Genomic DNA, 13,016 nt, shown 5'->3' with positions numbered 1-13,016 from the left:
CTCGATCCAATGGCGACGTTCTGATGCGTCGTTATTGAATTTTCGCGTCGCGGGTCACCTTGACGTCGTTCACCCCCTTTAGGGCATTGCGATTTCCTGTCCCTGCAGCGGCGCGGAAGACCTGTTCCGCATGGCCGAAACGCCGCAATTTCAGATACGCATAGGCGCGCAACACCATCAGGCCGGTGCGCTCAGGCGCAATGCGCGACCGTTCATCCAATGCCATCAGCGTCTCGACATATCGCCCCTGATCGAAAGCGCTTGTTGCCTGGCTTCCAGCAGCGCAGTTCGTACTTCGACACTGCGATCTCATGATCCAAAGGTGCCTGCGAGGACACCGCGCCGCTGGTCGCGGCCGTTCGGCTTTGTCGCAAACTAGAGCGCTTTTTCATGGTGTTGCTGCGCACGATTGTAGCAGCCACCTGCTACCAACAACACGAACTTTGGCGCTATCTAATATGAATGGCGGATCTGACTGAGGCGGTGTAGGCTTGGCCTAACAAGAAGAAGAATGAGCCGTATCAACGGCAACGCTGAGCGAATCTGGGAGGATTCATGGTCGAAATCATCTCCAAGCGGGATGGCCCGCGGCGCGAGGACCTACAAGTCAAAAGACTGATCGAGCAGAACCGTTCGACTATCGTTCGCCTTGCCGACCAGATCAGCGGCGGCGGCTATTCGGCTTCCAGGAAGCCACGCCAGCAACCGAAGACGAAAGGCCTGATCATCCATGTTGGCGGCAGCACGGCACCCGTGGCCGAAGCCAGGCCATCCATCCAGGTTACCATGAACGGCCGGGTGATCTCAAAGGACCAGAACACAGGCCGCCAGCTTCACCATATCGGCGACATCCGCAATCGGGGTGACGACCAGATCTTCGTCCTGGCGACGAAGCAAAATGGCTTCTTCTCGCCGGTCGACGAAACCGTAGCGGAGGCCCTTGCCGACCTGGACGGCTCCCGCCTCGCCGCCGCCTATACCGAAGAACAGCTTGCCTTCGACATCGGCGCGAAACTCGGCATCAACTGACGGGCAGACGCTTGGACGTGTGCACGTCCAATGCATGACAGCATACAGCAATGGCATGCCTCAAAGGTTCTTGTGATGACGGAATGAAACGCGAGATAGGCCCCAATCACATGAAGATCAATGCTCTTCCGGCGCGTACGTCGCTGGCCACTGGGCAAATGGTTCTGGGCAACATCGACTATGACGAGCGCGCCACCATGCGCGCCTGGGAAAGTTTTCTGGCTGACGAACCCAGATGTGCCCGCGATCCGGTCCACCCAAGCCACGTCCGCTCCCTCATTCACGATTCCTGGTATCGCAGCGCCACCGGCGGCATCAACGCTCAAGGCATTGAAGCGCCACTGAGCAGTGATCGCGACGAGATCGAATATCTGACCCGAGCCAATGCAGAACTGCTTTCGGCGGCGCGGCGGTCGTTCGCCTCGCTTGGCCAGTTGCTGGACGGGACCGGCGCGATGCTGGTTCTGGCCGACAGCGACGGCGTGCTGATCGACGCTATCGGCGACAAGAAGACGCTGCATGACGGCATGGATATCCACCTCGCCATCGGCGGCAAATGGAACGAGGATGCCGTCGGGACGAACGGCATTGGTACGGCGTTGTGGACGGGCGAGCCGACTTTCGTGCATGCGGCCGAGCATTTCTGCGCCGGCATCAAATCCTGGACCTGCGCCGGCGCGCCGATTCGCGACCCGCTGGACGGCAAGATCATCGGTGTGGTCGACCTGTCAGGCTATTCGCCGATCTTCAGGCCACACAACACCGCGCTCGTCGCCGCCACAGCCCGGCAGATCGAAAAGGCATTGGCCGAACAGCAGCAGGAACAGCGCACGCGCCTGCTCGAAGCTTTCATTTCATCGGCTCCCAGCTACCGCCGAAAGGACGGGCTGGTAATCGTCGATCATCGCGGCCGTGCCATCTTCTGCAACAATGTGCCTGACGGCGAGACCACCGAGATGATGGACGGCCCGATGGAGCCAGGTCGTGGCCGCTGGCTGATGAACCTTCCGTCCTCCGGCTCCGAGGCCGACCTTGCCAGGGCGCTGCCGGCCCACCTGCGATCCTGCCACATCACGCCGCTCAAGCTCGATGGCGACCTCCGCGGCGCGGCGCTTGTGTTCCCCTCCGTGCCGTCCGTCTCCAGCACCGCGGTGGTCCACCAGGAAGTGAACAAGCATCTTCAGGATGCTGTCGCCATGATCGTCGGCGAAAGCGAAGCGCTGCAGGCCGCCATCGACGTCGCCTGCCGCGTCGCCCGGTCGGGCAGCGTGACATCGCTGTTGGTCGAAGGCGAAACAGGCGTCGGGAAAGAGCTGTTTGCGCGACTTGTCCATGCCGGCAGCCGGCGCGCGGCAAACGATCCGTTCATTGCGATGAATTGCGGAGCGATCACCAGGGACCTGTTCGGCAGCGAATTGTTCGGCCATGTCGCCGGCGCCTTTACCGGCGCCTCGCGCGAAGGCAAACCGGGCGTTTTCGAGCTCGCCAATGGCGGCGTCCTCAGTCTCGACGAGATCGGCGAATTGCCACTCGAGATCCAGCCGTTTCTGCTGCGTGTCCTGGAAGAGCGCGTGGTCCACCGTATTGGCGACAGCCGGGGTCGCCCGGTTGATGTGCGCCTGGTCGCCTCAACCAATCGCGATCTCAAGCAGGAAATTGCCGCAGGCCGCTTCCGCCGCGATCTCTACTATCGAATTGGCGCGGTCTCGATCATCGTTCCACCGCTGCGCGAGCGCGGCGAAGATGTGCTGCTACTGATCGAACATTTCAACCGGCAGATCGCCACCGCAGCGGGTGAAGACCCGCTGGAATTCTCGCGCGAAGCACTCGATGCCCTGCTCGCCTATGGTTGGCCGGGTAATGTACGCGAACTGAAAAACCTCGTCGGGCGGCTGCATGTCTTGACGCGCGGCCGCGACGTCGGGCTTCACAACCTTCCCGAGGAGATCACCGCGTCCGGCTCTGGATCGGAAGCCGGGTCGGACAGCCGTGTACCCGCGCATGAATCGGGAGGCACGCTCGTCGAGGCCGAACGCCAGGCAATGAAGAACGCCTTGGCGGCGGAAGGCGGCAACCTCAGCCGGGTCGCGAAGCGGCTCGGCATCTCCCGGCCAACGCTCTACCGCAAGCTCGACCAATACGGCATCCGGCGCGGTTTCATCTAGGATCAGAGCCTGTCACCGGCACGAAAGAAGCCCGCGGCATTCGCGCCACGGGATTGGGAAAAGTTAATCACTGAAGCGGTAGCGGGGGTTAGATCAGCTTTTCACGACAGCAGCTGTCAGTTTCTCGGAAACGTAGCCGAGACTGTTGCCAATGATCAGCGAAATCACCACAGCCGCCGCGACCTTGCTGATGCCGCTTGGACCCTCGCCATAGGCGGCAGCGCCAAGCAGAAAAAGTGCCGCGGTCGTTGCGTAGCCCATAGACCGCTGATGGAATGGCACTCAGCAATGGCAGCTTGGCAGCGAGAATCAGGATTACGATTGAGACGCCGACGCAAATGCCGGCCGTGAGAGCCGTAACACCTATCGACGTCAGTGCTATCAACGCGCCTGCGGCGCAGATCGCTCCCCAAAGGTTTGCAAGCGCCGAATTCTTGAACCCGGCTTCCTTGCCGCCACAGTGATAGAAACTTCCCCAGCCCACAAATACCGCCCAGATCAGCAGATAGGGGTTGCCTATCGTGATCGCTGCCCACGTTGCAATGCCGCCCATAATGCCGATGACGACGGCCAATCCTGTAATAAGATCCATATTGTCCTCCCATTTTTTCAAACCGCGAAGAAAGAACTCGTTTCAGGACCACGCTTCGCTTACGTCCCGATACGGAAAAGCCAGGGCATCAGCCGCGGCGCTCAGGAAAAACGGCTTGCCGACGCTGGCAAGCAGCCAGACCGGCCTCTTCGGCGACACCGACTCGGAAACGGCGATGTCGGCACGCGGACCAAAACGCCGGGCCTGCTCCGTGCAGGCCCGACCCAGACGCTTCACGGCACGATGACGCCGCGGCCGGTGAACCGGCGGTTCTTGAAATCGTCGAGCGCGGTGTTAATGCTTGCGAGGTTGTATTCATTGTAATGCATCTTCACCTTGCCATCGGCGTTCAACTCCATCAGTTCGACAAGCTCGGTGAAGTTGCCGACGAGGCTGCCGCCGATGTTGATCTCCTCGATGACCAGATGCGCGGTCGGCACGTTGACCGTGCCGCCATAGCCGACGACGAACAATTGGCCGCCCTTGCGCACCATCTTCCAGCAGATGTTCTCGACACCGAGTTCGCCGACGAAGTCGATGACCACATGGGCGCCGCCGCCGGTGATCTGGCTGACCTCCTCGACGACATTCGGCCCGCCATCGAGGACAAAGTCGGCGCCGAGGTCCTTGGCCAGCACCTGGGCCGCCGGCTCGCGATCGACTGCGATGATGCGGCAACCCGAAATCGCGTGCAGCGATTGCAGCGCGATATGGCCAAGCCCGCCTATGCCGAGCAGGACGCAGTAACTCCCTGGCCTGAGCAACTTCGCGGCGCGTTTGGCGGCGCGGTAGGCAGTGATGCCGGCATCGGCCAGCGGCGCCACCTCGATCGGCGTGACGTTGGCGTTCAGCTTGATCAGCGAACGCTCGCTGGTGATGAAATATTCGGCGAAGCCGCCATTCATGCCAAGGCCGGGAAACTGGCCATTGTCGCAGTACATGTCCTCGCCATGGCGGCAATTGAGGCAGATGCCGCACGAGCGAAACGGGTGACAGATCACCGCGTCGCCGCGCTTGACCGATCTGACGCCGCTGCCGACCTCCTCGACCCAGCCGGCATTCTCGTGGCCCATGATGTAGGGCAACAGCGTGCCTTCGGGGTCCATGGTCGGCTTCCACACACCTTCGATGATGTGAAGGTCGGTGCGGCACAGGCCGGCGGCACCCACCCGCACGATCACCTCGTCGGGAGCAGTGATGGTCGGTGCCTTGACCTCCTCGATCTTGAGCTGGACGTTCATCTGCGGATCGTATTCGTACAGTCTGGCGGCTTTCATGCCTGTGTCCTTTCAACGTCGAGATTGTTCGGATTGCTTCAGGCGCGGCCGAGCTTCTCAGAGCCGCCGCCGCGCGCCGGTCCGGCCGTCGGGTCCTCGTCCTCGGCGAGATGACCAATCAGCGTTTCGGTGGTCAGGATCAGCGTCGCCACCGAAGCTGCGTTGGCGAGTGCTGTGTAGGTGACGCGGACCGGATCGATGATCCCTGCCTCGAACATGTTCTGGTAGCTGCCGACAGAAGCGTTGTAGCCGTAGCCGCCGTTGATGCGCGTGACTTCCGCCACGACTGCCTCGGGATCGGCGCCGGCATTGGCGGCGATACGCCACAGCGGCCGCGACAGCACCGACCGCACTAGTCGCACGCCTTCGGCGACATCGCCGTCGACGCCGGCCGCCACCTTGTCGAGCAGCGGTGCGATCTGGGCAAGCGCCGAGCCGCCACCGGCAACCACGCCCTCTTCGCATGCGGCGCGCACCGCATTCAGCGAATCCTCGATAAGCTGTATGGTTCGCTTCTGCTCGACCGGCGTTACACCGCCGGCATTAAGGATCGCGGTGCCACCAGAGAGCTTGGCCAGGCGTTCGCGCAACTTGTCCTGGTCGATGTTCGGCGGCGAGGCTTCATACTGCCGCTGCACCTGGGCGCGGCGCGATGCGACTGCCGCATGGTCGCCGCCCCCGCGGATGATCGAGGTATAGGATGAACTGGTCTTCACCCGGTCAGCCGTTCCAAGATCGTCGGCGGTGATGTCCTCCAGCCGGCCGCCGAGGTCGCGCGCGATCACCTTGCCGCCGGTGATGATCGCCAGATCCTCCATCATCGCCTTGCGCCAATGGCCATATTCCGGCGGATGGACCACGAGGTATTTTCCCGGTCCGTGCTTGCCGAGCAGAGTTACCACAACTTCCGGCGACATTTCCTCGGACACGATCAGCAGCGGCCGACCGGCCTCGTCGGCAATGCGACGAGCCGCATCCAGCGCCTCAGGCTCCTTGATCTTGAGATCGGTCATCAGGATGTAGGGTCGTTCGAGAACAGCCTCCATCTTCTCTTGATCGGTGACCATGTGGTGCGAAAGATAGCCGCGTTCGAAGGACATGCCCTCGACCACATCCAGCGTGGTCTCGGTCGTCACGCTGAAGTCAGTGGTGATGACGCCTTCGGCCCCTACCCGCTGATGGGCTTCCGCCACCAGCGCGCCAAGCTTGGTATCGGTCGCCGCAATGTTGGCGACCGAAGCGAGAATGCCGTTGCCCTTGGCGGGCTTGGCCGAAGCCTTGAGCGCCGCCACCACCGCTGCCACGGCAAGATCGATGCCCTTGCAGAGATCGACGGGTTTCGCACCTCGTTCATTCGCCTCCACACCGCCCTGGATGAGCGCATTGGCGAGCACGATGGCAGTCGTGGTGCCGTCGCCGGCGACCTCATTGGTCTGCATCGACACTTCGCGCACGACCTGCGCGCCCATGTTTTCGAAACGGTCGTGCAATTCGATCTCGGAGGCAATGCTGACGCCGTCACGGGTCACCATCGGCGTGCCGATCGGCCGGTCGATCATGGCGTTCATGCCTTTGGGGCCGAGTGTCGGCTCGACGGCAGCGGCCAGCCGAAAGACACCACGGGCAAGTGCACGGCGCGCTTCGGAATTGTGAAGCATTATTTTGGGCATGGTTTCTCCTTCCGCCTTACGGGCGGGTTGTTGGTTAGGGGCCTCGTGCGAGGGAGGCCGTTGTTTCAGCTCTGCTTCAGGCGGTCGGCGCGGTTCGTGCCGGCACGCGATCCATGATGAAATCGACCAGCGTCGGTTCGCCGTCGACCACATCCAGTTCCTTGTATCTGGTCTGCTTGAGCCCACGGCACAGCGCGCCGTTGAACTCCATGTTGATGCGTACGCCGCGCAGTTCGGCGAGATGGGCACCGAGCGCCGCAGGTGGTATTTTCTGGCCTTCCCAAGTCACGAAGACAGGATCATCCGCCTGGCGGTCGGGAAAACGCTCAAGCAGAGCCGCCCTGTATCTCGGCTTCTGTTTGGCCGCCTCGCCCGGTTCGAACCGTGCGACGTCATATGCCGGCAGGTCCATGCCGAGGATCTCTCGATCGGTCAGGCCGTGCTGCCGCAGGCCGCGCAGGACCGCCTCCTGGCGCCGCTTGAACGCCTTCATCCTGAAGGTCTCACGCAAGCCGCCAAGATCCTGATCCTCGGCAAGTACGGCGAAGACATCGCCGAATGTCTTGCCGGCTTCCATGCCGCGATTGACCTCTTCCGCGAACATGTGATCGTGCAGCTTGACGCGATAGGCCGGCGCCCAGGAGAGCTGGTCGAGCGCCTTGCGGACGCCGTCCAGCATGAGGAACGCGAAGTTGGGCGAGCACCAGTAGGTCGGCAGGCGGAGGTCGATCTCCACACTGCCATCGCTCGTCATTTCGGCCCGCTCGACGAAGCCCATCTCGGTAATCGGTTCGTCGAGCTCCGGGTCGTTGACCTCACCAAGGCGCCGCCAGAGTTCCTTCTCGCGGTTGCCGGAAAGGCTGGCAGTTGCCATGGCCCCTACTCCGCCGCGATGCTGAAGGGCGAACTGGCGAGCGCCGTCTTCTTGGCTTCGATGTCGATGTTGTAGAGACGCGCCGCATTGAGGCCCAGGATCTTCTCCTTGATCTCGTCGGTCAGTTGCACACCGCGTTCGGCGGCGATGTCCTCTGGGATCTGATAGGCCCAGAACTTCTCGACCAGCCAGCGCGGCGTCCAGATCGCGTAGTCGGAACCGAAAAGGATTTTTTCCGGGCCGATCCAGAAAAGCAGTTCGGCGATGACCTCGCCGAAATAGCGCGGGCGCGAATGGATGAAGGGCAGCGCTACCGCAAGCCCACCATAGACGTTGGTTTCTTGCGTTGCGATCCAGCAGAAATCGTCGAGGCGCGGCAGGCCGCAATGCTCGATGATCCAGTTGAGGCCCTGGAAGTCAGTCGCCGCATGGTCGACGTCATGCACGTCGAACGCATCCTTGCTGAGCGGCAGGATTGTCGGCCCTTTGTGGACATGGATATTCCTGATGCCGAGTTTGTCGCAGAGTTCGAAGCATTTGTAGGCATCGGGATCCGTGAGCTTCCAGCCCTTGGAAGCCCCGTTCCATTCGGCCGTGTACATCTTCACGCCCTTGACGTCGTAGGTCTCCTTGAGGAAGTGGATGTACTCAAGCGCCTTCTCACCATCGCGCGGATCGAAGGCGCCGTTGACGATGAACCGTTCGGGATAGAGCTTGGCCACCTCGGCGTTGCGCTCGATCGTGTTGAAGCCGTTCTTGTAGAAGTCCTTGAGATAGGTCGACTGGACGATCGCCACATCATCGGGGCCGTCGATGAACAGGTCGCGATAGAGATCGTCGGCGCTGTACTTCTCGAACTTGCTCTTCTCCCACAGCTGGTCCTTGGGGCTCAGCCCGGTGTGATAGGCATAGAAGCACTCGATGAACTGCTTGCCGTGGATATTTTTCTGGTTCTCCGGGCTGCCGTCCCAGAAATGGGTATGGCCATCGACAATGAAAATATCCTTGCCTTCTGGTGTTCTAAACATTTCTACCTCCACAAGATCTGCGATTGATCGGTTCGGCGCGCCGCAGCCAGGCGGCGCGCCTGATTTTCTGGAGCGTCTATTCGATGTATTCGAACATCTCATCCATGTTGCCGAACAGGATCACGGTGTTGTCGTCGATGCGCACCATCCGTCCGTAGTGGGTCGAGCTGTTGACCTCGAAGGTTTCCGCCGTCATCTCGCGGCCGAGATATTCGCTGATCTCGTCCATCTTGAAGATCAGCTTGCCGGTGCCATCGATGCGGATCATCGCCGGTTGGTAGGTAACCGTTACGTTCGGCTTCAAGCCCATGAATTCAGCGATGGCCCTGGCTTCCACCGAGTCGTTCATGGTGACGCCGCACTGGTGCGAAATCGTCTGTTCGAAGGTGATGTCCTTCATCGACCTGAAAATGTTGGATTGCGATGCGTCGCGTGCTGCAGTTGACATGGCAGTTTCTCCCTGTGTCAGCGCTTGAGGCCAAGTTCGCCGAGTATCTGATCAATCCGTTCCTCGGACTTGGCACAGACATCCGAGAAAGCGACCGGCTTTGAATGCGGCATCGACCAGATCGGCTGCAGGCCGATGGCTGCCTTGTCGGCGAGCGCGCCGTGCTTCTTGACCCAGCCCTGGAAGAGCTTCTTGTTCGCCGCGCCATGCTTCTCGTCGTTGGCGAGCATGTGCATGAGGTCGATCGTGTTGGCGAGATTGCGCTCGTAGTCGGCCTCGGCTGCCGAGATCACCGCAGGCGTGATGAAGTCGTGGTTTGCGGCGGCGATCTGCATCAGGAAGCCTGAGCGGAATGCTTCCCCGACCAGCGGTTCGAAGACGATGTTGATGGCGAAGTACTGTTCGAGATAGTCGGTCGCGCCCATGATGGTCTCGACCGCTTCGCGGGTGCCTTGCCAGTTGTTGTCCTCGAGCCAGGCCGTCTTGCCGAGTTCGTCGTCCCAGCCGGGAAGGTCCATGCCGATCTCGGCAAGGTAGAGCGTGATGTCCTGGGCAAGCCGCAGCTTGTAAGACGAGTTGGTCAGCGTGGCGTTGTTGATCATCTGGGTGTAGCCGTAGCGCTGCGCCTGCATCAACGAGGTGCCGAGCCCGAATTCGGCGTGCTTCCAGGCGCCGAGCTGCGTCTGCAGAATCTTGATCCAGGCCTTGTCGAATGTCTTAGGCGCCCCCGACTTGCGGGCGTTGTTGATGACGCTCTGTACCATCGTCTCGATTTTCGACTGGCGTTGGTAGTGCGTGCGTTCCCACTCCTGATCGGGGGCGCGGAAGGCATGCCAGTTGGAGCTCTGAGCGGCGGTGTTCTGCTTGACATAAGCGCCCTTGCCGTCGGCAAAAGAGATGATCCAGTCCTGGATCAGGTAACGCTCCGGGTCAGGCTGCACGTCGACTGTCATGTCCTCATAGTGGGTGGCGCGCTGGCCCTTCGGGTCGAAATACCGGTACTTCCGGCTGTCGGAGTCGGCAAAGATCGCCGCGCCGGCGGCTCCGGACCCGACTGAACTCGAGGTAGCTGGCATAGTCTTCACTCCCTTGTTGCAGTTGTGGTTGCAGTTGCGTTGCCGCCCCTCAGTGGGCCGGTGTTGCACCTGCCGATGTGGTGAACTTGTCGAAGAAGATCCGCTCCGTCTCGAACCCGTTCATGAACAGAACCGGCTGAAGCGCATCGATCATCGGTGGCGGGCCACAGGCATGGACATCGCCCTGTCCGTCGACCGCCAATTGCTTGAGCTTGGCGTCGACACTCTGGTGCACGAAACCGCGTTCGCCTTCCCATTCGGCGTCGTCTGTCGCGTGCGACAGCACGGGAATGAAAGTGACATCCGAATGCTGACCGATCAGCTCGGCGATCCTGTCGAGATAGAACAGGTCGTTGCGCGTCCTGGCACCGTAGAAGAAATAGACAGGGCGTTTCTCGCCGCTCTTCAGATGGTCGTTGAGGATCGACCAGATCGGCGACATGCCCGATCCGGCGCCGACCAGGATCAGGGGTCCTTGCCGTTCGTCGCGTCGGAAACAGGTTCCGTAGGGTCCGACGACGGTGACTTCGGCTCCGAGCTTGATTCCTCCGGAATCGAGTTCTCCGGAGAACTTTCCCTCGGGGTATTTTTTGATGATGAAGCAGAGTTTTTGGGTTTGGTCCGGCGTATTTGCCATGGAGAACGAGCGCGTAATCGTCTCCCCCTTTTCCGTGGTAACCGTGATGTCGACATATTGCCCCGCCCAGAACTTTATCGGCGAGCCGAGTTCGATCTCGATGCCGCGAATGTCGTGGGTCAGGTGCTCGATCAGAGCAATCCGGCCCTTGAACGTCTTCACGGCGATCGCTTTCGTCAAAATCTCCTCGTCGTAGTTGAGAAGCTCGACTTCCAGATCGGAGTAGGCGATGCAGCGGCACAAAAGGACGTGGCCGCTCTCCTTCTCCATGTCGTTCAGTGCGAAGGTCGAGTATTTGAGCATGTCGACTTCGCCATCGAGCAACACGCTCTTGCAGGCCGAGCATTGCCCTTCCTTGCAGCCGTGCGGCAGGGCGATGCCCTGGCGGAAAGCGGCGTTGAGCACCGTCTCGCCATGCTCGACGTCGAATTCGACGCCGACTGGGCTGAGCCTGACCGTGTGGGTTTCCGACATACGGACCTCCAATGAAAGAGAGGGCGGGACGAACCCGCCCCCTTGGCCTGATCAGTTGCAGGGATTGATGGTGAAGCCCTTGGCGTAGTCTGCCAGGTGCTGCGCGCGTCCTTCCGGCGTCATGCCGCGGAGCGCGTTCAACGGCGATCCCAGCGTGTTGCCGCGCACGTCGTCCAACGTCCACATCTCCTTGTCGTCGAAGCGCATATGCGGCTGCGGTACGAGCGTCTTGCCATCGGAGCGGACGAAGTTCAGGTCCTTGATGGCATCGGCCAAATCCCAGCCGTCATAGAGCGTCTCCCATTCGCGCTTGCCGCTGAAGCGGCCCATCGCGGGTGTCGGACGGCCCTCATACTCGTCGGCGAAGGCCACGGTCGCGGTCCACTTGTCGAGTTCGTGGGCGAAGGTGTGCAACTGGCCGTCGATCTCGCCGACCACCATGTCTTCGCGGATCAGGCAGGGAACAAGGCAGGACCAGCAGCGGTGTGGATAGACGTAGCCCACGTCGCTGTTGAAGAGCAGCACCTTCTCGCCCTTGTGGCTAAGCTTGGCGTACCATTTCCAGAAATCGCCGAACTCGGCATACCAGCCCGGATACTTATGCTCGAACCACTCGAAGTCCTTGTCGGTCTGGGCTTCGATACGCCAGAAATTGACCGGCCAGCCGACCGCGAAGAACTGTCCGACCTTGTGGACGTAGTTCTTCTTGGTGATGCGTTCCCAGGCCGCCTGGACGTCGTCGTGATGGACCTTGATGCCGTATTTCTCGAGCGGCAGCATGTAGGTGCGGTAGTAGTCCTCATAGATCCAGCGGTGCCACATTTCCGCGTAGGACTCCTTGTTCTTGTCGCGGTTGGTGGTGCCGTATTCGATGAAGGTGCCGATGGCTGCATCGACGATCGCGTGGTTTTGCCAGAAGGCGTAGCGCAGGTCGCGCTCGAGCAGCAGGTGGTTTTCCGGCTCCTTGAGCGCCGCCATCAGCAGCGAATGGCCATTGCCGATATGCCGGCTCTCATCGGACTGGACCGACAAAAAAACGGTCGGCAGCGCATAGTCGCCGTTACGGGCGGCTTCCGAAGGCATGGCGACAAACAGCGTGTTGGTGAAGGCGGTCTCGGCGACCACGGTCAGGTACATGCAGGCGGCGGTCATGGTGTCGCCGGTGATGAAGCCTTCCGCGAACTGCCGGCCGATGGTCGTGGCGTAGCATTTTCCGAAGGCTTCCTCGGTGATGTCGAAGCCGGCCGGATCGATGTAGTTTTCCATGTACCATTTCTTCAGGTTCATCTGGATTGTCGAGTGGCGGAACTCGTCGATCATCTGCATGGTGAAGCCGGTTCTGAGCTCCTCGCCCGGCGCGATACGGGCGACCATCGCCATCGAGCGGGCAGCAGAAATTTCCGGGAACGGAATGATCGCAAGGAAGAGTTTCATCCACTCGACCCAGCGCGGTTCCACATTGCGGAACATGTCGCCGCGCAACGCCGCGTCGAGCGCACCGTAGACACGATTGTCCTTCTCTTCCTGCATCGGGAAGTAGGATCGCAGAACCTGTTTCATCGGGTCGCGCGGCGTCTTGTTGATCTTGTAGTCCGTCGGAAACGTCATCGCTTCCTGGACGTAGGAAGGGTTCCAGCCGAGATCGGCAATCTTCTTGGTTGCCTCGCCCACGGAGATTCCGCGTTGCGAGGTAATCTTGTTGAGCGTCAGAGACGTCATGGTCATAAGCCTCCACCAGGTTTGAGC

The 13,016-nt window shown here is 60.9% G+C and carries 12 protein-coding genes; 2 read left to right on the top strand and 10 right to left on the bottom strand.

All coding sequences use genetic code 11. From position 1 onward, the window contains the following. Positions 1 to 31: 31 nt before the first annotated feature. Positions 32 to 226, bottom strand: coding sequence for a hypothetical protein (locus RPG13_RS14335; protein ID WP_095486301.1), 195 nt, complete (start codon positions 224 to 226; stop codon positions 32 to 34). Positions 227 to 555: 329 nt separating this feature from the next. Between RPG13_RS14335 and RPG13_RS14330 the strand changes: the two genes are divergently transcribed. Both RPG13_RS14330 and RPG13_RS14325 read left to right on the top strand, forming a co-directional pair. After that, positions 556 to 1,029 carry a hypothetical protein gene (locus RPG13_RS14330; protein ID WP_095486300.1) on the top strand — a complete coding sequence of 158 codons (474 nt, stop codon included), beginning with the start codon at positions 556 to 558 and terminating at the stop codon, positions 1,027 to 1,029. An 83-nt stretch (positions 1,030 to 1,112) separates the two neighbouring features. Further along, positions 1,113 to 3,194, top strand: coding sequence for a sigma-54-dependent Fis family transcriptional regulator (locus RPG13_RS14325; RefSeq protein ID WP_126103112.1), 2,082 nt, complete (start codon positions 1,113 to 1,115; stop codon positions 3,192 to 3,194). Between the two features lie 88 nt (positions 3,195 to 3,282). Here the strand turns inward: RPG13_RS14325 and RPG13_RS14320 are convergent, their stop codons facing one another. The 9 genes from RPG13_RS14320 to RPG13_RS14280 all read right to left on the bottom strand — a co-directional run bounded on the left by RPG13_RS14320 (position 3,283) and on the right by RPG13_RS14280 (position 12,995). After that, positions 3,283 to 3,786 carry a DUF1097 domain-containing protein gene (locus RPG13_RS14320; protein WP_126103113.1) on the bottom strand — a complete coding sequence of 168 codons (504 nt, stop codon included), beginning with the start codon at positions 3,784 to 3,786 and terminating at the stop codon, positions 3,283 to 3,285. Between the two features lie 233 nt (positions 3,787 to 4,019). Then, positions 4,020 to 5,063: an NAD(P)-dependent alcohol dehydrogenase gene (locus RPG13_RS14315; RefSeq protein ID WP_337125352.1), complete on the bottom strand. Its 1,044-nt coding sequence runs from the start codon at positions 5,061 to 5,063 to the stop codon at positions 4,020 to 4,022. 38 nt (positions 5,064 to 5,101) lie between these two features. Then, complete coding sequence (locus tag RPG13_RS14310; protein WP_337125351.1) at positions 5,102 to 6,733, bottom strand: molecular chaperone GroEL; 1,632 nt, start codon at positions 6,731 to 6,733, stop codon at positions 5,102 to 5,104. Between the two features lie 76 nt (positions 6,734 to 6,809). Continuing rightward, a complete protein-coding gene (locus RPG13_RS14305; RefSeq protein WP_337125350.1) occupies positions 6,810 to 7,607 on the bottom strand; it encodes an iron-sulfur cluster assembly protein in 798 nt (265 codons plus the stop codon). Between the two features lie 5 nt (positions 7,608 to 7,612). Further along, positions 7,613 to 8,635, bottom strand: a complete 1,023-nt coding sequence (locus RPG13_RS14300; RefSeq protein ID WP_095486294.1) for an amidohydrolase family protein — start codon at positions 8,633 to 8,635, stop codon at positions 7,613 to 7,615. Between the two features lie 76 nt (positions 8,636 to 8,711). Further along, positions 8,712 to 9,083: an MmoB/DmpM family protein gene (locus tag RPG13_RS14295; RefSeq protein ID WP_095486293.1), complete on the bottom strand. Its 372-nt coding sequence runs from the start codon at positions 9,081 to 9,083 to the stop codon at positions 8,712 to 8,714. 17 nt (positions 9,084 to 9,100) lie between these two features. Next, positions 9,101 to 10,159 (bottom strand): aromatic/alkene monooxygenase hydroxylase subunit beta, encoded by a 1,059-nt coding sequence (locus tag RPG13_RS14290; protein WP_337125349.1) that lies wholly within the window; start codon positions 10,157 to 10,159, stop codon positions 9,101 to 9,103. A 49-nt stretch (positions 10,160 to 10,208) separates the two neighbouring features. After that, on the bottom strand, positions 10,209 to 11,270 hold the full coding sequence (locus RPG13_RS14285) for an NADH:ubiquinone reductase (Na(+)-transporting) subunit F (RefSeq protein ID WP_337125348.1): 1,062 nt from the start codon (positions 11,268 to 11,270) through the stop codon (positions 10,209 to 10,211). A gap of 51 nt (positions 11,271 to 11,321) precedes the next feature. Continuing rightward, positions 11,322 to 12,995, bottom strand: coding sequence for an aromatic/alkene/methane monooxygenase hydroxylase/oxygenase subunit alpha (locus RPG13_RS14280; protein WP_206072969.1), 1,674 nt, complete (start codon positions 12,993 to 12,995; stop codon positions 11,322 to 11,324). Positions 12,996 to 13,016 lie beyond the last annotated feature (21 nt).

Origin of the sequence: Mesorhizobium sp. ISC15 (assembly GCF_037162615.1) — a bacterium.
Taxonomy (GTDB): Bacteria; Pseudomonadota; Alphaproteobacteria; order Rhizobiales; family Rhizobiaceae; genus Mesorhizobium; species Mesorhizobium mediterraneum.
The sequence above is the reverse complement of the archived record's forward strand: the minus strand, read 5'-3'. Positions and strand labels throughout refer to the sequence as shown.